The organism is Rhodococcus sp. IEGM 1318 (assembly GCF_033142465.1).
Taxonomy (GTDB): Bacteria; Actinomycetota; Actinomycetes; order Mycobacteriales; family Mycobacteriaceae; genus Rhodococcus_F; species Rhodococcus_F qingshengii_B.
On the sequence record NZ_JAWLSC010000005.1, the window covers coordinates 308,731 to 329,917 of the forward strand.

At 62.7% G+C, this 21,187-nt stretch carries 22 protein-coding genes; 11 read left to right on the forward strand and 11 right to left on the reverse strand.

The window, feature by feature from the left end:
* Positions 1–49 precede the first annotated feature (49 nt).
* Positions 50–1,387 (reverse strand): glucosylglycerate hydrolase, encoded by a 1,338-nt coding sequence (gene ggh, locus R4P65_RS14680; RefSeq protein WP_317827056.1) that lies wholly within the window; start codon positions 1,385–1,387, stop codon positions 50–52.
* A gap of 110 nt (positions 1,388–1,497) precedes the next feature.
* Here ggh and R4P65_RS14685 point away from each other — a divergent pair, with 110 nt between their 5' ends.
* From R4P65_RS14685 to R4P65_RS14700, 4 genes are all read left to right on the forward strand, one after another.
* The gene (locus R4P65_RS14685) at positions 1,498–2,196 is read left to right on the forward strand and encodes a haloacid dehalogenase type II (protein ID WP_317827057.1); all 699 of its coding nucleotides are present in this window, start codon (positions 1,498–1,500) and stop codon (positions 2,194–2,196) included.
* Between the two features lie 114 nt (positions 2,197–2,310).
* On the forward strand, positions 2,311–2,508 hold the full coding sequence (locus R4P65_RS14690; RefSeq protein WP_317827058.1) for a hypothetical protein: 198 nt from the start codon (positions 2,311–2,313) through the stop codon (positions 2,506–2,508).
* Positions 2,509–2,773: 265 nt separating this feature from the next.
* Positions 2,774–3,040, forward strand: a complete 267-nt coding sequence (locus R4P65_RS14695) for a hypothetical protein (protein ID WP_317827059.1) — start codon at positions 2,774–2,776, stop codon at positions 3,038–3,040.
* Between the two features lie 119 nt (positions 3,041–3,159).
* The gene (locus R4P65_RS14700; RefSeq protein ID WP_317827060.1) at positions 3,160–4,554 is read left to right on the forward strand and encodes an HNH endonuclease signature motif containing protein; all 1,395 of its coding nucleotides are present in this window, start codon (positions 3,160–3,162) and stop codon (positions 4,552–4,554) included.
* Between the two features lie 74 nt (positions 4,555–4,628).
* Here R4P65_RS14700 and R4P65_RS14705 read toward each other — a convergent pair whose 3' ends face one another.
* Positions 4,629–5,630 carry a PHP domain-containing protein gene (locus R4P65_RS14705; RefSeq protein ID WP_317827061.1) on the reverse strand — a complete coding sequence of 334 codons (1,002 nt, stop codon included), beginning with the start codon at positions 5,628–5,630 and terminating at the stop codon, positions 4,629–4,631.
* Positions 5,631–5,690: 60 nt separating this feature from the next.
* Here R4P65_RS14705 and R4P65_RS14710 point away from each other — a divergent pair, with 60 nt between their 5' ends.
* Together R4P65_RS14710 and R4P65_RS14715 are read left to right on the forward strand one after the other, a co-directional pair.
* Entirely contained in the window at positions 5,691–6,101 is a 411-nt protein-coding gene (locus tag R4P65_RS14710) for a TIGR03668 family PPOX class F420-dependent oxidoreductase (RefSeq protein ID WP_317827062.1), read from the forward strand.
* Positions 6,102–6,232: 131 nt separating this feature from the next.
* Complete coding sequence (locus tag R4P65_RS14715; RefSeq protein WP_317827138.1) at positions 6,233–6,985, forward strand: cyclase family protein; 753 nt, start codon at positions 6,233–6,235, stop codon at positions 6,983–6,985.
* Here R4P65_RS14715 and R4P65_RS14720 read toward each other — a convergent pair.
* From R4P65_RS14720 to R4P65_RS14735, 4 genes are all read right to left on the reverse strand, one after another.
* The gene (locus R4P65_RS14720; protein WP_317827063.1) at positions 6,982–8,577 is read right to left on the reverse strand and encodes a GGDEF domain-containing protein; all 1,596 of its coding nucleotides are present in this window, start codon (positions 8,575–8,577) and stop codon (positions 6,982–6,984) included. The genes R4P65_RS14715 and R4P65_RS14720 overlap by 4 nt on opposite strands.
* A 149-nt stretch (positions 8,578–8,726) precedes the next feature.
* Complete coding sequence (locus R4P65_RS14725) at positions 8,727–9,605, reverse strand: metal ABC transporter permease (protein ID WP_317827064.1); 879 nt, start codon at positions 9,603–9,605, stop codon at positions 8,727–8,729.
* Positions 9,606–9,608: 3 nt separating this feature from the next.
* A complete protein-coding gene (locus R4P65_RS14730) occupies positions 9,609–10,343 on the reverse strand; it encodes a metal ABC transporter ATP-binding protein (protein WP_411742544.1) in 735 nt (244 codons plus the stop codon).
* Entirely contained in the window at positions 10,340–11,266 is a 927-nt protein-coding gene (locus R4P65_RS14735; RefSeq protein WP_317827065.1) for a metal ABC transporter substrate-binding protein, read from the reverse strand. The genes R4P65_RS14730 and R4P65_RS14735 overlap by 4 nt, the downstream gene beginning before the upstream one ends.
* A 77-nt stretch (positions 11,267–11,343) precedes the next feature.
* On the opposite strand from R4P65_RS14735, the gene R4P65_RS14740 reads away from it, so the two are divergent.
* From R4P65_RS14740 to R4P65_RS14755, 4 genes are all read left to right on the forward strand, one after another.
* Positions 11,344–12,021, forward strand: coding sequence for an SDR family oxidoreductase (locus tag R4P65_RS14740; protein WP_317827066.1), 678 nt, complete (start codon positions 11,344–11,346; stop codon positions 12,019–12,021).
* 138 nt (positions 12,022–12,159) lie between these two features.
* Positions 12,160–12,939 (forward strand): TIGR04222 domain-containing membrane protein, encoded by a 780-nt coding sequence (locus R4P65_RS14745; RefSeq protein WP_317827067.1) that lies wholly within the window; start codon positions 12,160–12,162, stop codon positions 12,937–12,939.
* Positions 12,936–13,859, forward strand: a complete 924-nt coding sequence (locus R4P65_RS14750; protein WP_317827068.1) for a TIGR04222 domain-containing membrane protein — start codon at positions 12,936–12,938, stop codon at positions 13,857–13,859. The genes R4P65_RS14745 and R4P65_RS14750 overlap by 4 nt, the downstream gene beginning before the upstream one ends.
* Positions 13,856–14,737: a TIGR04222 domain-containing membrane protein gene (locus R4P65_RS14755; protein WP_317827069.1), complete on the forward strand. Its 882-nt coding sequence runs from the start codon at positions 13,856–13,858 to the stop codon at positions 14,735–14,737. Before R4P65_RS14750 ends, R4P65_RS14755 begins: the two co-directional genes overlap by 4 nt.
* Here the strand turns inward: R4P65_RS14755 and R4P65_RS14760 are convergent.
* Genes R4P65_RS14760 through pdhA form a run of 5 tightly spaced genes read right to left on the reverse strand, consistent with a single transcriptional unit; the run spans position 14,666 to position 20,557 of the window.
* The gene (locus R4P65_RS14760; RefSeq protein WP_230816241.1) at positions 14,666–15,772 is read right to left on the reverse strand and encodes a Glu/Leu/Phe/Val dehydrogenase family protein; all 1,107 of its coding nucleotides are present in this window, start codon (positions 15,770–15,772) and stop codon (positions 14,666–14,668) included. The two genes, R4P65_RS14755 and R4P65_RS14760, sit on opposite strands and share 72 nt — an antisense overlap.
* A gap of 24 nt (positions 15,773–15,796) precedes the next feature.
* Complete coding sequence (gene lpdA, locus R4P65_RS14765; RefSeq protein WP_317827070.1) at positions 15,797–17,191, reverse strand: dihydrolipoyl dehydrogenase; 1,395 nt, start codon at positions 17,189–17,191, stop codon at positions 15,797–15,799.
* Entirely contained in the window at positions 17,191–18,426 is a 1,236-nt protein-coding gene (locus tag R4P65_RS14770; protein ID WP_317827071.1) for a dihydrolipoamide acetyltransferase family protein, read from the reverse strand. The genes lpdA and R4P65_RS14770 overlap by 1 nt, the downstream gene beginning before the upstream one ends.
* Positions 18,423–19,427 (reverse strand): alpha-ketoacid dehydrogenase subunit beta, encoded by a 1,005-nt coding sequence (locus R4P65_RS14775; protein WP_317827072.1) that lies wholly within the window; start codon positions 19,425–19,427, stop codon positions 18,423–18,425. The genes R4P65_RS14770 and R4P65_RS14775 overlap by 4 nt, the downstream gene beginning before the upstream one ends.
* A 2-nt stretch (positions 19,428–19,429) precedes the next feature.
* Positions 19,430–20,557 carry a pyruvate dehydrogenase (acetyl-transferring) E1 component subunit alpha gene (gene pdhA / locus R4P65_RS14780; protein ID WP_317827073.1) on the reverse strand — a complete coding sequence of 376 codons (1,128 nt, stop codon included), beginning with the start codon at positions 20,555–20,557 and terminating at the stop codon, positions 19,430–19,432.
* Between the two features lie 154 nt (positions 20,558–20,711).
* Here pdhA and R4P65_RS14785 point away from each other — a divergent pair, with 154 nt between their 5' ends.
* Positions 20,712–21,182, forward strand: coding sequence for an Lrp/AsnC family transcriptional regulator (locus R4P65_RS14785; RefSeq protein ID WP_042447206.1), 471 nt, complete (start codon positions 20,712–20,714; stop codon positions 21,180–21,182).
* Positions 21,183–21,187 lie beyond the last annotated feature (5 nt).

Below are 21,187 nucleotides of genomic sequence, written 5' to 3' on the forward strand. Positions count from 1 at the left end.
GGGTAAGGTTAATTAGTCCGTTTTGTCGGCTAATTCAGGGAATGTTCACTCAACCGAGCCAGTCGAGAACGGCCGCCGCGGTCCACGACTGTTGCATGCTCCCCAACGGTTCTCCGGTGAAAGGCTCGTAGTACTCGGCAAATGTACCGTCGCTGGCCTGCCTCAACCCCTCCGAACGCAAGACGTGTGATCGCTCGGCCCATCCCCGGCGCGCGAACGCCCACGAGAACAACCACGTGATGACCGGCCACACCGGACCACGCCAATACTCGCGCGGGCGAAAATCACCGGAAACCGGAGACGTCGACGGCGGAACGGCAAAACGCATGTCCGGGTGCCCACAGAATTTAGGCCCCTCGAAAGTGCGCAACAAAGCGCGCTCGGCATCGCGACTCAAACCGCCGCAGAGCAACGGCGCAAACATCGCGATGGTCTCGGTATGAACCCACCGTCCAGTGCGCAGGTCGAAATCCTTTGCTGCACCCGATCGTTCATCGGTGGTGGCAATCACGCCCTGTCGGAAGCGATCTGCCCACCCGCGTAGATCTCGGACGTCGGAGTTCGGCCGGGAATGCTCCTCGCCGATCGTCGCCAGGACGTCGCACGCCATCGAGAAAACCGCGCTGACAAACACGTCCTCGACGGCAAAACTCATGGCCGTGGCAAGCTGCGAGTCCTCGTACCGCACGGCCTTCATCTCTTCGAGAAGCCAAAGGTAGCGGTCGTATTCGTGATCTGTGGGCCGCTGAGACAGGTCGGTCACCACCGCGAGATCCGCCCGCTGATACGCAGGCACTCGTCCCGAAACAACATTCGCGTAGGCCAGATCCCAGCGCGGGGAATTGTCCATCCCCGATTCCCACCCGTGGTAGAGCGCGATGCGGCCGTTACCGTCGAGATCCCGCGCCTCCGCCAACCACCGGTGCCACCGAACAAGATCGCTCCAGCGACGGTCGAGAAACTCTTCGGCCACCGCACGCGTCGTACGTCCGTGCCGACGCGAATGATCGAGAATCCGCTGCACCGCGATCGCATGGACGGGGGGTTGGGTGATTCCCGACGTAGCGGTGCCCAAAGGCGCATGCGCTGCCAAGGCGTTGACGTCCCACCGCGTCGGCCCGGGGAAGTAGCCGTCGACACCGTTCGCGAACACGATGTGCGGAATCATCCCGTTCTTCCACTGAGCAGAGAGCAAAGTATCGAGCTCTACCACCGCCCGTTCGACGCTGAGCGGCGCCAAACCTACCGCGACAAACGCCGCGTCCCAGCTCCACATGTGGGGATACAGCTTCGGGGCGGCGCTGGTCATCGTGCCCAGGTCGTTTCCGCGCAGCAGGTAGGCAGCTCGGGCGGCGAGCTGAGTCGGGGTGAATCCGCGGTCGGCCATAGATGTCTATTTTGCGACGCGTCGAGCCTTTGCGCTCATCGAGCACGAATCGGGCGCTGCACCCGCGCTAGGGTGGCATCACCGTCAGGCGATCTCGGGTTGGAGGCCTTGTGCGCGAGAAGATCAAAGCACTGCTGTTCGACGTCCAGGGCACAGCAACAGATTTTCACAGCACTCTCTGTAGAGAGGCCGGTCGAATCACCGACGCCGACGTCGACTGGCCGCAATTCGTCAATCTCTGGCGCGCTGAATACTTTGCGAACACCTCCGACGCCGGTGACGCTACAGGCGAGTGGGTGACAGTACATTCGGTGTACCGCGAGGCCCTGCGCAAGCTGCTGGCCCGTGAGGACATCGAACTTTCGGACGCGGAACAGGAAGAACTGACCGCCGCCTGGAAATTCCTGGACCCCTGGCCGGACACCGTCGCCGGTCTGACAACCCTGCGTCAGCAGTACACCGTCGCTGCCTTGTCCAACGCCGACGTGAACGCTGCAGTCAGCATCTCGCGGCACGGAAACCTGCCCTGGCATGCCGTCTTCACCGCCGAGATGGCCGGCGTGTTCAAACCCGATCCGAAGATCTACCATCTGGCTGCTCGATACCTCGGATACGACCCGGCCGAGATCATGATGGTTGCCAGCCACAAATACGACATTCGGGCGGCCAAAACTCTCGGATTCCGCACCGCCTTCATCGCCCGACCCCTCGAATTCGGAGCCAGGGGCAATCCCGATGTGTCATTCTCCGACGAGTTCGACATCAACGCCGAGGACTTTCTCGATCTGGCAGCGCAATTGGTTCTCTGATGCCGTCGCTGCGCGTCGTTGCTGGTATCCCTACGTGAAGGAATATCGAAACGCACAGGCGGTTTGGAATTCAGGGGAACCAAGCAAGACAGCGCTACCCGCGAAAGCAAGGCCATGCGGTACTCGCTCGTGGTCGCCCCGGCGTTGGCTGTTCTCGCCGCATTCTGGGGCTGGATCTCACAGTCCCAGGTGATACTTCTCGACGGTGTGTCCGCCCTCATCGGAATGGTGCTGACAGCGTTGTCGCTACGGGTCTCGCGGATAGCCGACTCGGGCCCACGGCGCGCTTCCCGTTCGGTAAGGAGGCATTGATCCCGGTAGTCATCGCGGTCCAGGGCATGGCACTACTGGCGACGCTCGCCTACGCCACAGTCGAGGCAGTTCGTGTCATCCTCGCGGGCGGGGCCGACGTCACACATCCGATCTGCTCGTCGCCGAAGCCAGGCAGTGGGGAGCGTCGGCTGCCTTCAGTGCGCTGGTCGCAGTCGGTGCTGTCGTCGCAATATATTGGGCCGCAACGACTTCTCCGACGCCGACCGATATGTCGACTCCGTCTTAGTCCTCCTCGGGCTGCGCGATGTTGGCCCCACAACCGTACGCACTTCTGCGAACCGCACTGACCGAACCCCTCGAAGGTACTCCCGGAGAACACGTTCCGACTCACACCATGAGCAAGGTGGGCCGCAAGCTGTATATCGAAGCGACGTTCATGGTCGCACCGTACAGCTGGGACATCGACGGCGAAGACGCAGCACGACGCTCGTTCGCCACCAACCTCGCCTACCTTCCCTACGAACCATGGCTGAACATCGAACTGACCACAGATCCGGCGCTGATGCTCTAGCGACGGGATCTGCTCTCGAACAACAGAATCACGTCAACGCGATCGTCTTCGCCTTCCCGGAAGAATCCTTGACTCGAAAGTTTGTTCGAGTATGATGGGAGATGGAACGGGGGGTTCTCATGACGATCAACATCACCGACGACGCTGTCACCGGCGACGCTGTCACCGGCGAAGATGCTGTCACCGACGTGGTCAACAGCTCCGCCGTGGGTGTGCGCGGACGATTGTGGCGGCTGCACCCCACCGACGTCCGCGAGATCGCCATCGCCGCATCAGCGGAAATCCTTCGCCTGGAAGCCATTCGAGTGGCCGCCGTCGACACCCTGACATTGAACCCGGACGAACAAGTACTCTGCTACCGCGGCACCGGAGAATGGCTCGCGAACCACACCATGCTGCAAATCTCCGCCGGCAGAAGAATCGCAGCCCTGGGCAAAGCCCTACGGTCGTTCCCCGAGGTCGAGGACCAATTCGATGCCGGTGACCTTACTTTCGAGCACGCAGCACTGGTCGTGGCGTTCTGCGAATCCCCACCCAAGGCAATGCCCGACGCCGCGCTACCGTACTGCCGCGACACACTCCTCGCCGCAGCATCCGGCGTCGAAGCGACCACGGTCAAACTGCGCTACGCCATCAGCGTCCTCGAGCACATGTTCGAATCCGACGACATACCGCCAAGCGAAGACACCGACCGCAACGAACTACGCATTTCCCCGACCCTCAACGGAAGAGTAGCCGTACGAGGCGATTTCGACGGAGTGACCGGCGAGATGCTTCTCTCCGCCCTCTCCAACCTCTCGATGCCCACCCCCGGCACAGACGGCACACCCGACACACGACCCGCCGCCACACGCAACGCAGACGCCATGGCAGAACTCATCCGGCGCTACCTCGACAACGCTGCCACCGGTATCGACGGCGGCCAACGCCCGCACCTGAACGTGCACATCAACGCCAAAGACCTGGCCTACCATCGTGAATGCGCCACAACGGGTGATGGCTCAACACCTGGCCCGTCCGAGGACGACGATCCCGGCATGCTGGATCTCGACATTCACGATCTCGACAAACAAGATCTCGATGTCGGCCACATGCCCTGGATGGGACCACTGAGCGTCGGCCGCACCCGCATGATCGCCTGCGACTGCATGCTCGGCGCCATCCTCCTCGACGAAAACGGCGCCCCACTCGATGTCACCCCACTGAAAAGGCTTGTCACCGCAGCACAACGCACCGCCCTGATCGCCCGCGACAAAGGATGCGCCTTCCCCGGCTGCGACTGCGTCCCCGCCTGGACCGACGCACACCACATCAAACACTGGGCCGAAGGAGGACCGACAGTCATGGACAACCTGGTCCTGCTCTGCCGATCCCACCACACCCTGATGCACCGAAAACCCGGATTCACCGGGCAATGGGAAATCCAGATAGGCGCTGATCACCTGCCCTGGTTCATCCCCCCGCCGGGCATCGACCCCGACCAGAAACCCCGCCGCTCCACCACGCGGCTTTGAACCCGGAGGTCACCGAGCACACGCCTCGGTGACCCATTCCGGCGTGCTCGGAGTGCTCTCAACTGCCTGTGATCTCAATTGCCCGCCCACTCCAGAAGATCTTCGGCGGTCCAGGTATTGATCACCCGATCCGCTTCGACCCCGCACTTTTCGGCCCGGTCACAGCCGTAGCCCTGCCAGGCCAGCTGACCAGGAGCATGGGCGTCGGTGTCGATGGAGAAAAGACAATCCAGATCGCGGGCCAACTCGATCAAACGCGAAGGCGGGTCACGACGCTCCGGTCGGGAGTTGATCTCGACGGCGGTGCCTGATTCGCGGCAGGCCTCGAACACTTTCTCCGCGTCGAACTGCGACTCGGGGCGGGTTCCGCGAGCACCCTCGACAAGACGCCCGGTGCAGTGTCCGAGAATATCGACACGCGGGTTTCGCACTGCAGCAAGCATTCTGCGGGTCATCGCTTCGCTCTCTGACCGCAGCTTCGAGTGCACGCTCGCCACCACGATGTCGAGTTCGTCGAGCAGATCGGGATCTTGGTCGAGTGAACCGTCTTCGAGAATGTCCACTTCGATTCCAGTGAGGATGCGGAAGGGGGCCAGCTCGACGTTCAACCCTGCAATGACGTCGAGTTGAGAACGTAGTCGCTCCGCGGACAACCCGTTGGCGACTGTGAGCCGAGGCGAATGGTCGGTGAGGGCGCAGTAGTCGTGGCCCAGTGCTGCTGCGCGTCGCATCATCTCTTCGATGGGGCTTCCACCGTCGGACCAGTCGGAGTGTGTGTGGAGATCGCCGCGCAGGGCTTGGCGCAACGGGCCATCCCCGATGGGCTCGGCCTGCTCGCGCAATTCTGCGAGATATTCGGGGACGCCGTCGTACGACTGGGCGATGATCATTGCAGTCTTGGGCCCGATGCCGGTGAGAGCCTTCCAACTGTCGGATTTCCGGCGAGACTCCTTCTGCTCGTCCGACAATCCCGCAAAGACGTCCGCGGCTCGGCGATAGGCCTTGACGCGGTGCGTTTCGGCGCGTGATCGTTCGAGCCAGTAAGCGATCTCCCGAAGCGCTTCATCCGGTTCCATGAGACCACTGTTCCGTCAGCAGCGGCTTGCGGCAACCCTTGATCCACTTACGCTGTGGTTATGGACGATCCGAGAGCACGCTTCGAAGCCGCGCGGGTGGCTCACCTGGCGACGGCTGACTCAGCCGGCGTTCCGCACATTGTGCCCCTCGTATTCGCCCTACTCGGCGATACCGTCTATTCCTGCGTCGACCACAAGCCGAAAACCACGACTGCTCTTCGCCGGCTCCGGAACATCACAGAGACGGGGCGTGCGAGCCTGCTGGTCGATCATTACGACGACGACTGGTCCGCCCTCTGGTGGGTCCGCGTCGACGGCCGCGCAGAGGTCCTCGACCCCGGCACCAAGGAGTCCGAGAGCGCAATCGATGCTTTGGCCGCAAAGTATCCGCAGTACGTGGATCACCGACCGCACGGACAAGTGATAGCTGTCCGCGATGTGGAGTGGTCGTCATGGTCCTCAGCAGCCTAAGGTTCAGGGAGCGAAAGTGATTGCAACACTCTCAATTCGGGCAAAATGGTGGGGGATCGATGAAACGACGACAGTTACTTCAGCGCGCAGCCACAGGCCTGGCGCTGGTAGCGGGGCCTCAGGTGATCGACATGGGTAGCAGTTCCGGAAGCAGTCAAGACGCAACAACGCCGTTGAACGAGCTCTTGTCGGTTGTTTCGCTCTCACACGTGAACGACCCAGCGTCGACGCCGATCTTTCCCGGCGATCCCGAGTTCACTCTCGAAACAGCGGCAACCATTGCCGACGACGGCTACTACCTCCAGTACGTCAAGGAAGGTGAACACACGGGTACGCATTGGGGCGCACCCGCGCACTTTCAGGAAGGTGGACTCACAGCCGACCAACTCGATCCGGCCGACCTCTTCCTACCCGCAGTGAAGATCGACATCCGGGACAAGGCTGCCGCCGAATCGGACTACGCCCTCACCGTCGCAGACCTTGAGGAGTGGGAGAGGCGTAACGGCAGGATTCCCGATGGAGCGGCCGTAGTCCTCTGGTCCGGATGGGAATCGCGCTGGGGTACCGAAGAATATGCCAACGCCGACGCCGAGGGTGTCACCCACCAACCCGGCTTCTCGGTGGACGCAGCGCAGTGGCTGATAGACACCGGGCGCTTGGGCACGCGTGGCGCATTGGGAACCGACACATTCGGTCCCGACCTCGGAAACGACGAAACCTACCCCGTCTCGACGCTCCTGTACGACAAGCGTCGAATCAGCCTGGAGAACTTGAACAATCTTGCCGCCCTGCCAACCACCGGGGCGAGCATCCTCGTCGGTAGCGCCATCAACAGAGCCGGATCTGGTTCGCCGGCAACGATCTTCGCTCTCCTGCGGCGCTAGGCTTCGCCGCGATCCCCGTAGACGACGACAGCGCCCTTCCCACTTCTCTTCGCCTCGTACATCGCCGCATCTGCTTGGCGAAGCAGAGTGTGCGCGCTGAGCGGCTCATCCGCGGACCCGAACCCCGCGGCCCCGAACTGCGCGGCCCCGAACTGCGCGGACTCGAACTGCGCGGCCCCGAAGACCGCGACACCGACGCTCGCACCCACCGATACCGAATTCTCGCCTGCAATCCCATCGCTGCTGAGGGCGTCGACGATCCTCCGAGCGACGACGACGGCATCGTCGAGCGGGCCCTGCAGGAGCACAGTGAACTCATCGCCCCCGAATCGAGCGACAAACGCACTTTCGGGAACCGCCTCGCGCAAACGCGCACTGAGAGCAACCAGTAAACGATCACCGGCCGGATGCCCGTATCGATCGTTGACCTGCTTGAAATCGTCCAGATCAACGAGCATCAGCACCCGTCCGGTCTTCGTGAGGCGGTAGTCTTCGACGGCACTCGCGAAGTGTTCGTCGAACGCGGCCCGGTTGGCGAGCTCGGTAAGTGGGTCGTGATGCGCTCGGTACCGGAGCTCGTCCTGGGCAGCGGAGATCTGTTGGAGGAGCGCGTCGTTCTCGAGGAGCGTGAGAATTTGGCGCACCAGCGCGAGAACCAGCACGACGACGCCGAGTATCACGACCACGGCATCGAGGTTGCCGACGATGAGTGCCTGAACCGTCACGATCGTCGCGATGACCGCGATCAAGAGATACGGCAGCAGCAATTGAGTCCGATCGCTTCGCCAAGGTTGTAGGGCTGCGCGCGGTCGGGGCTCGGCTCGTTCGGCCAACGCCGCCAGCGCGATCAACGGCGGGCCGGCGATGAACCCGGCGTCGGCGATGGTCGGCATACTCTCGGCGCCGATCGCCACCAAGTACGCGTACACGCTGTCCGAAAGGGAGAGCATCACCAACCCGCACCCGAGGAACGTCAGCGGTTCGCGAACCTCGGCAACTGCCTTCGGTCCGATGACCATCAGCAAGACCATCGCGATCAGAACGAAGTCGGTAATCGGGTACATCACCGCGACGAGAAACCCGAGAGACCCCGTAGGACCGGTATGAACGACGGCGCCGAGGGCAGTCGTCCACGTGAGGATGAACAACCCACCGATCACGACAAGACCGTCGAGCGTCAGCACCAGCCACAGATGGATCGGACCGATCGCCTCACGCCGGGGCGACTGGCGCACCAACGACAGAAGCGCCGGCACGGCAAACACCGGGAACATGAAGAAACCGATGTCCGCGATCGACGGCGATGGAAGGGGAACGTGCAGAACCGAGCGGTAGAACGCCCAAAAGAACATCCCGAGAGTCCAGCCGGCCATACCCAGAGCCATCAGAGTTCGCCATCGACGCTCGACGCCGTGATGGCGCCGCGATGTCCACCAACAGACCGCAGTCGCGGTGGCGCCCCCGACGAGCTGGGCGATATCGTCCACCAGAACCGAAGTTCGTGGGCTGAGCAGCCCGGATCCGGCGAGGACGATGACCGCGACTACGACGCCGAGAACCAGCCACGTGCGTCGCGCTCGGAACTGCGTCATCGAAGAACCCATCGGTGTTCAAGGCGTCACCACCGATTGTCTTGCAGCCGGCATCGTTGCGGCCGAAATGTTTGTGGTGACGAATGCCCGTACGAACCTACCCGATTTGGTAGCGGATTGTTAACTGGACGAACGATCAAGTCCGCCCGCTACGCCATGGCGCTGTGTTCCACCCGGGCCCTACGCCGCTGCGAAGTCCATTTCGCGATGACCCCTTGCGACGGACTGAACAGGTACACCAGGGCGAACACGATGCCCTGCGTCATCACGACCATGCCACCGGAAGCCGTGTCGAGGTAGTAGCTGACGTAGATGCCGGTAATCGCGCATATTGCGGAGACGACGGGAGCTATCACCAGCATCCGTGAGAACTTGTCGGTGAGAAGGTAGGCCGTCGCCCCAGGGATGATCAGCATCGCCACCACCAGCACAACCCCGACAGCTTGCAGCGCCACTACCGAGGTGAGTGCGAGAACCCCGAGGAGTAAGGCGCCGAGACGTTTGGGCGAGAGACCGATCGCGTTGGCATGGACCGGGTCGAAAGCGAACAACGTCAGATCACGACGCTTGATCAACAGAATGCTCAACGCCAACGCGCCGAGTATCGCGACCTGCATAAGATCGGACGAACTCACCCCCAGCAGGTTGCCGAAAATGATGTGGTTGAGATCGGTCTGGCTGGGGGTCACCGAGATCAGAACCAAACCGAACGCGAAGAGAGTCGTGAAGACGATACCGATCGCGGCGTCTTCCTTGACGCGGCTGGTGTTCCGGATCAGCCCGATCAGTGCGACGGCGATCAACCCGAAGATCAAGGCCCCTATGGCAAATGGAGCGCCGACGACGTAAGCGAGGACAACACCGGGCAGGACGGCGTGTGAGACGGCATCGCCCATCAGTGACCACCCGATGAGCACCAACCAACAGCTGAGCACCGCGCAGACGACCGCAGCCACAACGGCAACGGCCAACGCGCGCACCATGAATCCGTACTGGAGAGGATCAAGTAGGAGTTCTACGAGGTTCATCGATCAGGTCCTGTCCATCACGTCGAGACCGAAAGCCAGGGCGAGGTTTTCCGGTTGAAGAACGGTGTCCGGGTCGGAATGCACCAGGACCGTGCGCATGAGCAGTACCGCCTCGTCGCAGAGTTTCGGCACCGCGTGAAGATCGTGGGTCGAGACCAAGATCGATCGGCCGTCGGAAGCCAACTCTCGTAGCAGTGTCGAAATCGTTGCCTCGGAACGCTTGTCGACGCCCGCAAACGGCTCGTCCAGCAGCAGTATCGATGCGTCCTGTGCGATGCCGCGTGCCACGAACGCGCGCTTTTTCTGACCACCCGAGAGCTGTCCGATCTGGCGATCCGCGAATTCGGCGAGTTCCACCCGCTCGAGCGCCTCGGCCACCGCCTCGCGATCTGCACGTCGCGGGCGCCGCAAGAACCCGAGATGGCCGTACCTGCCCATCATCACGACGTCACGGACGCTGATCGGGAAGGTCCAGTCGACGTCTTCACTCTGCGGCACGTATCCGACGCGCCCGCTCTTGCGCGCAGCGGCTGCGTCGAGACCGGCGATTCTCACAGAACCGTTGTCCGGCTTGATCATTCCCATGATCACCTTGAACAGGGTCGACTTTCCTGAACCGTTCATACCGATCAGTCCGCAGACGCTTCCGGAATTCAATGTCAGATCGACATGGTCCAGTGCGTGGACCTCACCGTAGTGAACGCTGACATTTTCGACGCGAATGGCTTGTTCCGTCATGATTTACCGCCGGTGAGGCCGCCGAGGATGACGTCGGTGTCGTGGCGAATCATGTCCAGGTAAGTGGGCACGGGACCGTCGGCTTCGGACAGCGAGTCGACGTACAACGTCCCACCGAATTTCGCCCCGGTCGCCCCGACGACCTGCTGCATGGGAGCATCCGAGACCGTCGACTCGCAGAAGACTGCGGGAACCGAATTGGCCCGGACAAAGTCGATCGCGGCGATGATCTGCTGCGGCGTCGCCTGCTGCTCGGCGTTGACCGGCCAGATGTACGCCTCGTCGAGTCCCGCATCCCTGGCCAGATAGGAGAACGCACCCTCACAGCTGACAAGCGCCCGCTGACCTGCGGGCAACGCCGCCAGGCCACTGACCAGGCCGTCTTGCACCGCTTGCAGTTCCGCCTTGTACTTCGCGCCGTTCTCCGCAAATGCCGCGGCATTGTCCGGATCGAGGTCACTGAACGCCGACACCATGTTGTCGACGTAGATCTGCGTATTCAATGGAGACATCCACGCATGCGGATTGGGCTTGCCCGCATAGGCATCGCCGGCGATCGGAATGCCTTCGACGCCGTCGCTGACAACGACGTGTGGCGCATCCAGTCCGTCGACGAACTTGGCGAACCATGCTTCGAGGTTCATGCCGTTGTCGAGGATCAGATCGGCTTCGTTGGCCCGGCGAATGTCGCCAGGCGTCGGCTCGTAACCGTGAATCTCCGCTCCCGCCTTGGTGATCGACTCGACGCGCAGATGATCGCCAGCGACGTTCTGGGCGATGTCCGAGAGCACGGTGAACGTGGTGAGCACTACCGGGCGGTCGTCGTCGGAAGAGGAATTCATTGCCGAACAGCTGGAAAGAAGCAGGGCGGCGAGGGCAGCAATTCCCAGGCGGCGGAAATTCTTCGCGTCGCGAGTCGTCATGATCAAACTCTAATATGTGGGTAAACAAATACACAAGTTCGTCTAGCCGAACATTTCCCACTCGATAGGCTCGGACCATGCGTCCAACTGCCTTGATCACCGGTTCCAGTCGCGGCCTCGGAGCTGCCATCGCACGCGAACTGGCGCCGACCCACGACCTGCTGCTCGGTGCACGATCCGCGCAGGCCCTCGAGCCGATCTGCGCCGAACTGCCCGGGTCTACGCCCCTACCCCTCGACCTCACGGACTACGACGCCGTCGCGGCCGCAGCCTCCTCCATCACGACGCTCGACGTGCTGGTACACAACGCCGGCGTGGCCGACATCGGCACCATCGAGGAATCCTCGGTCGATCAGTGGCGACGAACCCTCGAGGCCAACGTCATCGCCGTCGCCGAGCTCACGCGTGTGCTCCTGCCCGCACTTCGTGCAGCCGGAGGCCACGTAGTGCTGATCAATTCGGGTGCCGGGTTGCGCGCCAACGCTGGATGGGGGTCGTACGCGGCCAGCAAGTTCGCGCTGCGCGCTTTCGGAGACGCACTGCGCCTGGAAGAGCAGTCCTTGCGGGTCACCTCCATTCACCCCGGCCGGATCGACACCGATATGCAGCGCGACATCGTCGCCGGTGAGGGCAACGAGTACGACCCTGAGCGCTTCCTGAAGGCCTCCACTGTGGCGCGTGCCGTACTCACTGCCGTCGAAACACCGTCGGACGCACACCCCACGGAGATCGTGCTTCGACCTACCGGCCGGTAATCCCCAGTTCGCCGGTAACGGAATGATGACGATGGCCACCCGGATATCGCTTTTCCGGGCACTGGCCCGATACTGACATCAGTTGTCGGACAAAGAGACTGGACTGGTTCTCAGGAGTTCATCGAGAGGTGGTGGGCAATGCATAATCATACGGATACGTGGGGAATTTCCACCGAGGCTTTCCTTGGGTGGTACGTCGCCGCTGCCACCGGAGCGGTGGTGATCGCGCTTGTGATCAGAGGCGTCGCCCTGCGCAAGCCCACACCGGAATTTCGCACGCTCACACCGCCGGAGATGGGTGTACTGACCAGCGACGAGCGTGCAGTACGCGCTGCCGTGGCAGAACTCGAGAGTGCTGCACATCCTGCCGGCCAGGGTCAACACGATCGCTTCACCCGCATCGTCCGCCAGCGGATCGACGACGCCAGTGGAACTGCCGTGCCCTCGCAGCTCGTGCCGACACTTCCCCTTCCGCTGTTGGAACTTCGTAGCGACCTGGTGAAAGCCGGCTACCTGAACGGCAATCGTGAACGCACTCTGATGCAGTTGTCCGTGGTACCGGTCATGATCGTCGCCGTGGTCGGCACGATCCGAACCGGATTCACTCTCGTGAACGAGAACCCGGCGGGATACCTTCCGCTCGTTGTCATCTGCCTGGCCCTGATTGTCGTCTCCCTTCTCCGCGTGAGTCGACGCACCCGTTTCGGCCAGGTCGAACTGCGCCGCCTGAAGGACGAATACTCCTACCTCACACCGATTTCCCCACCCTCGTTTGCCACCTACGGGGCGACGTCGGCGGGCATTGCGGCGGCACTCTTCGGTCCAGGTCGCGACGGCAGTTGGGCACCCGGATGTGGCGGCGGGTCTTCACCGTCCAGTTGCTCGACCTTCTCCAGCACCGTCAGCTGTGGGGGGTGAGTGCTGTGAACAACTACTACTCAGCTGACACGTGGGGGATCCCCAGCCAGACCTTCCTTCAGTGGTACCTGGTGGCAGCCGCCGTCGCGATCGGGCTCTCGCTCTACAGCCGAATGTCTGCGCGCCGGTCACCCGTGGTCGTCGACGCGGTGCGTCGGCCGCTCACTCCTCCCGAGATCGGCGCTTTAACCAGTGACTACCAAGCGGTGCTGGCGTCGATGGCTATTCTGCGCAGCGCCGAGCTGATCAGCACCGAAGGCAAGACCAAGCTGGCGCTCACCGCTGAGGACAAGAGTCGTCTCGACTGGTTCACCCGTACGGTGCACAAGCGGCTCGGCAACGGAAAAGTACCGCTGCGACAGGTGCGCCTGATGGGACGACTGAACGTCGCACTCGCACAACTACGTACGACGCTGATCGACGAGGGATACTTGCAACGCCCGCAGGACGGTCTGACTGCTGCCCTTCGGACCGTTCCGATCCTGGCGGTAATTGGTCTCGGCGTAGTCCGTCTCGTCGCCGGCATCGCCGGCGGTAAGCCGGTCGGGTTTCTGCTCCTCACCATCATCGTTCTCGCGCTGATGATTCCACTTCTTCGCATCAAGCGTCGTCGGACAGCTTTGGGCGACAGCGAGCTTCGACGTCTCAAGCACGAAAACTCTTACCTCTCACCGAAACTGCGGCCCGCGTACACGAGCTACGGTCCCTCGCTCGCCGGGCTCTCGGCGGCGATCTTCGGTTCGGGCGCTCTGGTTCTGATCGATCCGGCGCTGGCAGGAGCGGTGGCTGCGGGCGCCGCGTACAGCCCGGGCGGCGGAAGTTCGAGCTACTACAGTTGTGGCTCCTCTTCCGGATCATCCGGCTCGGACGGCGGTGGCGGCAGCGGAAGCAGTTGCGGCGGCGGGGGGTGTGGGGGATGAGCACTCATGCAGCCGACACGTGGGGGATCCCCAGCGAGGATTTCCTGTACGGCTACATAGCCGTTTCGGTCACGCTCATGGTTCTCACTCTGGTGTGGCGTCTGATGATTCGGGCACGCCGGTACGGGTATTCCGACGAGCAGCTGACCCCTCCGGAAGTCGGAATGCTCACCGGCGAGTCACGCGCCATCGCAGCATCATTGGCAATCCTGCGTAGCGCTGATCTGATCACCACCGACGGCGCTGTCCTGCGCCCATTGGGCCCTGGCGACGAAACCCTGGACTGGTACACCCTCACCGTGTACCAGTGCCTGGCCCAGCAGGCTCTACCCCATCGTCGGCGGCAACTCGCCGAGCGCATGACGGTGGAAACAGCTCGCCTACGAAACTCTTTGGCGGACCGGGGATACCTGACCTCCGACAGCATCAGGCGTTCAATCTTTCTCTCCACAGTTCCGCTGAAAATCCTGGTGGCCGTGGGTATCGTCCGCATTGCTTTCGGACTGCACAACGACAAGCCCGTCGAGTTTCTGATTCTGGCCGTACTCGTCACCGGGTTCAGCATCCCGCTGCTCGGGCTCAACTTCGATCGCACCACCTCGGGCAATGCGGCACGTTCGGAACTCACCACGGCACACGCCCACCTGTCCCCGCGCAACAAGCCTGCCTTCTCCGCCTACGGACCGCGCTTGGCGGGAATGTCCGCCGCCCTCTTCGCCGGATCGGCGATGCTGATGATCAATCCCGCCCTGGCCTCCGCCGCCGGAATCGGTGCCGACGGTAGCGGGGGTTCGGACGGTGGCGGTTCAGACGGGGGAGGCGCCAGCTGCAGCGGGGGTGGCGGATGCGGCGGCGGTGGTGGTGGATGCGGGGGATAGCCGCGCCCGGGCGAGCAGAAGCGCTGCGGCCTCGGTAGTGATGCCACGTTCCTCACTCAACGAATACACCTCAATCAGAGTTCGACCGATCCCTCGGGTTCGTTCGACGACGTCGTCTTCGTTCCACCCCAAGACTTCTCGCCCCACGAGATGAAAGGCTCCGCCCGCGTTCGCGACGAAATCAGGGGCACAGAGAACCCCGCGGCTTCGCAGAACCTCGCCCGCCGCGGCATCGGTCAAGATGTTGTTTGCTGCGCCCGCCACGGCCAGAGTCGGAATCGACGCAGCAGCAGCGGAATCGATGATGCCTCCCATCGCGCAGGGAGCGAAGAGATCACACGGTGTTCGGAGTACCTCGTCCACAGGAACGACCGTGTGCCCCGCGAGAGAAGCAGCCTCGAGGCGCTGCAGGTCCGTATCTGCAACCAACAGGCGTGCCCCAGCCTGCGCTGCGAGACGTACAACTTTCCCGCCGACGGCGCCGAGTCCCTGCACCAGTACCGTTCGGCCGTCGAGTGTTCCGAGTCCACGACGTCGCGCCGTGGCCTTCATCGCTTCGAACACGCCCAGAGCCGTAGCGTGCGCGCTGGAACCGGCGCCACCGTTGTCGACCGAACGCCCGAAGACGTACTTGGTGGTGTGACTGAGCTGATCCATGTCGGACGAATTGGTGTTGACGTCAGGACCGGTCCAATAGTTTCCCTCGAGCTTGTCGATGTTCTCCGCGTGAATGTCGAGGATACGAGTCCAAGTCGCCGAGTCGATCTGATTGCGCGGTGCGGGCAGTGCTATCACCGACTTCCCGCCACCCATCGGCAGGTCCGAGACCGCCATCTTCAAAGTCATTGCGCCGGCCAACTTCCCGGCGTCCGCCAGAGCGTGACCGATCGAGGGATAATGCGCCGCCCGCGTGCCACCCGACGCCGGTCCCAGGCGGGTGGAGTCGATTCGAATCACGAATGTCGTGCCGGTCTCCCGATCATGTCGGGTGACGGTCAGTTCACCGTCCCAGCACAGTTCGTCGTCGATGCTCATTGCAGATCCTCTCCTGGTTATGGGTCAGCTGTGCGCGTGCAGTGGTGTTCCCGCGAGGGCGAGCATGGCCTCGCTCAACGCTTCGTTCTGGCTGGGGTGTGCGTGGATGAAGCGCCCCACCTCATCGGGAAGTGCTTCCCAGGCAACGGCCAACTGCGCCTCACCGATCAGTTCGCCAACGCGATCTCCCACCAAGTGGACACCGACAACAGGGCCTTTCGCTCCGCGGCGAATCACTTTGATTCCTCCGGTAGTTCGCAGGATCTGACTCTTGCCGTTGCCCGCCAGGTCGTAGGTGACGGTGGAGATGTCGCCGTGCTGCGTGCGCGCCGCCTCTTCGCCGAGCCCGACTGATGCAACTTCGGGATGTGAGTACGTCACGCGAGGAATCAGATGTTCGGCGACCGGTATCGGATCCTTCCCCGCGATCTGTTCAGCCACAAAGATTCCTTGTTGGAAACCTCGGTGCGCCAACGCAAGACCGGGCACGATGTCGCCGACCGCGTACACACCGGCTGCGGAGGTACGGAGTCGTTCGTCGGCGTCGACAAATCCCTTCTCGAGACTGATTCCGTTTTCGGCGAACCCGCAGTCGTCCGTGCGAGGTCCGCGGCCGACGGCGACCAACAGTAGGTCGGTATCGAATATCGTTCCGTCGCCCAGTTCGACGCGGACCGAATCGGCTCCTTCTTTCGCGGAAACGATCTTTGTGTCTGTCTTACAGACGATTCCGCGTTTCCGGTAGGCCCGCTCGAGCTGCTTCGACGACCACGGGTCCTCCGCGGCGATCAGTCGGGGGAGTGCTTCGACAATCGTCACTTCGGCGCCGAACGAGCGCCAGAGGCTCGCGAACTCGACGCCGATGACACCGCCACCGAGTACTGTCGCGCTGGTGGGCACCCGGTCGAGTTCGAGCGCCTGGTCACTGGTGAGGATCCGGCGGCCGAGTTCGATGCCGGGCAGTTCCCGCGGATACGATCCGGTGGCCAGAACGAGTGATGTTCCGGTATAGCGGGTTCCGTCGACGTCGATGCTTCGCTCACCGACGTACGTTCCGTATCCGTTGACGATGGTGACCTTGTGTTGCGCCAGCAATCCCTGCAAGCCGGCGTACAGCCGCTCGACTGTCCCGCTCTTGTACTTGTGCACCTCTGCCATGTCGACGCCGTCCAATGTTGCCCGGACTCCGAATTGCTCACTTGTGCGTGCAGAATCGGCAACCTCGGCGGAATGCAACAGTGCCTTGGTCGGGATGCATCCGCGGTGCAGGCACGTTCCGCCGACCTTGTCTGCCTCGATCATCGTGACCGACAATCCGAGTTGGGCGGCGCGGATGGCGCAGGCATAGCCGCCCGATCCTCCACCGAGGATCACGACATCACTGTGCCGTTCGCCAGTAGTCATCGGGGCCTTGGTCATCAGAGCCTTCCCAGGATGCGGATCGGGTTCTCGATGTAGTCACCGAACAGCCTCAGGAATCCGCCGGCTTCGCCGCCGTCACAGACGCGGTGGTCGAAGCTCAACGAGATCTGAGTGACCTTACGGACGGTCAACTCGCCGTTCACCACCCACGGCTTGTCGATGATGCGTCCGATCCCCAGAATTGCCGCCTCGGGGTGGTTGATGATCGGAGTCGATCCGTCGACGCCGAATACCCCGTAGTTGTTGAGTGTGAACGTGCCGCCGGTCAGGCGGGCGGGTTCGAGTTTGCCGTCGCGGGCAAGGTCGGTGGTCACCCGAAGTGCTTGTGCGAGTTCGATAGTGCTCAGGGTGTCGGCATTGCGAATGACCGGTACCATCAATCCCTTCGGTGTCTGTGCGGCGATTCCGAGGTGGATGCGGGCGTGTCGGACGATCTCGCCTCGGGCCGTGTCGACCGACGAGTTCAGTTCGGGGTACTGCGCCAATGCGGCGGTGGTCAGCCGAGCCAGCAGCGCCATCAGGCTGATCTTGTCGGAATCGGGCAGTGACTTGTTGATCTCGGCTCGCGCCGCCAACAGTTCGGTGGCGTCGACGTCGACCCAGGTTGTTGCGTCCGGGATCTCGCGGCGGCTGGTGGACAGCTTGTCGGCAACCACCTTGCGTAGTCCCTTGATGGGGATTCTTTGGTCGGTCGCGTGTGACGTCTCCGTTTCCGTGCCGGTGTTTGCCCCGGCCTCGACGTCAGCTCGCGTGATGACTCCGCCAGCGCCCGATCCGGAAATTGTGGCTAGTTCGATACTGTTGTCAGAAGCCAGTTTACGAACGATCGGCGAGATCACGCGTACCGACGGAGCAGCTCTGCGGCGGCGCAGAGGTGCATCCTCGCTCGTGCCGTACCCGATCAGGACATTGCCCGAACCGGCGCGTTCCTCTTCGCGGTAGCGCTCGTGGTTAGCCGAGACGACCACGTCGACACTGTCGTCTGCCCCGCCACCACCGCTCACAGTGATCAGCGGTGTGCCCACCTTCAGGGTGTCTCCGTCTTTGCCGTGTAGTTCGATCACGGTCCCCGCGAACGGGATGGGCACATCCACAGCAGCTTTCGCAGTCTCGACCTCGACGACAATCTGATCGATGGTGACCACGTCGCCTACCTTGACGTGCCACTCCGCAATGTCGGCCTCGGCCAGTCCTTCACCCAGGTCAGGGAGCATGAATACCTGATTGCTCATGCCGTCACCGCCCAACGGGTGTCGGGAGTGTCGTTCCACTGCAGACGATCGACGGCATCGAGGACACGGTCGACGCTGGGCAGGTGGTGACGCTCGAGCTTCGGCGCGGGGTAGGGGATGTCGAATCCACTGACCCGGAGCACCGGGGCGTGCAGATGGTGGAAGCACCGCTCCTGCACGCGAGCAGCAATTTCCGCACCCACACCGGCAAAGCCCTGCGCTTCCTGGATGACGATGCAGCGTCCGGTCTTTCGCACCGATACGGTGACCGTCTCGTCGTCGAACGGCACTATCGAGCGGATGTCGATCACCTCGATGTCGCGGCCCTCGGCCGCAGCGGCCTCGGCGGACTTCAGTGCAACGTCCACGGACGGGCCGTAGGCAATGAGCGTCGCATCACGGCCGGGGCGCCGGACGACCGCGCGACCGATCGGCTCACGTGCGGTCAGTTCGACATCTGCACGGGAGAAATACAGCTTCTTGGGTTCGAGGAAGATCACCGGGTCGGGGTCCTCGATCGCCGAACGTAGCAGCGAGTACGCATCTTCCACCGTGGACGGCGCCACGACCTTCAGGCCGGGCGTGTGTGCGTAGTAGCCCTCGCTGGAATCACAGTGATGCTCCACCCCGCCGATACCACCGGCAAAAGGAACGCGGATCACGATCGGGATCGATAGCGCACCCTTGGTGCGGTTGCGGATCTTTGCGACGTGGGAGGCGATCTGCTCGAATGCCGGATAGGCAAACGCGTCGAACTGCATTTCCACGACCGGACGAAAACCGGCCATAGCCATACCGATTGCGAATCCGATGATGCCGGACTCGGCGAGGGGAGTGTCGAAGCATCGGTCGTCGCCGAAGTCGCGGGTGAGGCCGTCGGTGACGCGGAAAACGCCGCCCAGGGTGCCGACGTCCTCACCGAAGACGACAACGTTGTCGTCGGCGGTCAACGCAGCCCGTAGTGCGGTGTTGAGGGCCTGGGCCATCGTGAGCATGGGCATTGTCAGTTTCCCCCTGTATCAGCAGCTTCGGCGGCAAGTTCGGTCTCCAGTTGCGCCTGTTGCTCACGCAATTGCGGTGTCTGCTCGGCGAAGACGTACCGGAACAGATCGAGCGGATCGTGTGGGCGGTCGACGTTCATGCCGGCGCGCAGTGTGGCGGCCTCAGCTTCTGCCTCTGCGGTCAGTGATTCCACGAACGCGCCGTCGATCAGATCGTGTGCGCGCAGATACTTTTCGAGACGCGGCAACGGATCTCGCCCCAGCCAGGCTTCCACCTCGGCGCTGTCGCGGTAGCGGGTGGCGTCGTCGGCATTGGTATGTGCGTCGATGCGATAAGTGTGTGCCTCGACGACCACCGGTCCGTTGCCACTGCGGACGAAGCGCGCAGCCTCGTCCATGACGGCCATCATCGCGACGGGATCGTTGCCGTCGACCTGCTCGCTGCCGATCCCGTAGCCGACGCCCTTGTGCGCCAACGTCGGTGCTGCGCTTTGACGTGACAACGGGACGCTGATCGCAAATCCGTTGTTCTGCACCAGAAAGATCACCGGCGCCTTGAAGACGGCGGCGAAGTTCAGCGCTTCGTGGAAGTCACCCTCGCTGGTGGCCCCGTCACCGCAGAGCGCGAGCGCGACGGTCTTCAGGCCCCGTCGGGACTCCCCGTAGGCCACCCCCGCTGCATGCAGCAATTGCGTCGCCAGCGGGGTGCACTGCGGCGCACTGCGAAGCGCTACCGGGTCGTATCCGCAGTGCCAGTCGCCGGCAAGCATGCTCAGAATCTGCACCGGATCGACACCCCTGGCGGCCAACGCCATCGAATCCCGATAGGTGGGGAAGAGCCAGTCACTCGGCTCCAGACTCATCGCTGCCGCGATCTGACATGCCTCCTGCCCTCGCGAGGACGGATACACGGCCAGGCGCCCCTGTTTGGTCAGCGCCGTCGCCTGCTGGTCGAAGCGTCTGCCCAGGAACATCTTTCGATACATCTCGATCAGGCGATCGTCGTTCGGTTTTGCGTAGCGGGCCTCGCTGCGCGTCAGTTCTCCGGCGGGGTCGAGGTACTGCACCGCGGAATCGGCCGGCAGGAACTTTTGATACCGCAGTTCCCCCAAGGGCTCGACAAGAGTCACTTCTACCTCCAGAAGACGTTGTGTCCATCAGTATTCGCAGTTCGACGACGTAATGGCAGAAGGCGTCGAAGATTCAAGACAAACGGCTTATCATGGGGATTCGGGCAGCAATATGTCCATCAACCGACTCAACTACCGAAGCAGGAATGGACAGATGGCCACCGAACCGCACGCTCTCGATGCGATCGACCGCCGCATCATCGCCGAACTGGTCGCAGACAGTCGCATCTCCATGCGTGCACTGGCCGAGAAGGCGCACATATCCCGCGCTCACGCCTATGTCCGCATCGAAAGGCTCGAGGACGCCGGAATCATCACCGGGTTCACGACGCGGATCGCCCACGAGAAGGCCGGGCTCGGCTCCTCGGCGTACGTGGCGCTCTCGATCAGGCAGCACTCGTGGCGGGGTCTGGCGGCGTCCTTGAAGGCCCTGCCGTTTGTCGAGCATTTCTCCCTCCTCGGTGGCGACTTCGACGTTCTGGTGCTGGTCCGCGCCCCGGACAATCAGGAACTACGCCACACCGTTCTCGAAGAACTCCAGGGGCTCGACGGGGTTCTCTCGACCAAAACGTGGCTGATCTTCGAAGAGGGAAACGGACCGGGACCCAACTGGCTGCCCGCCTGATCCGT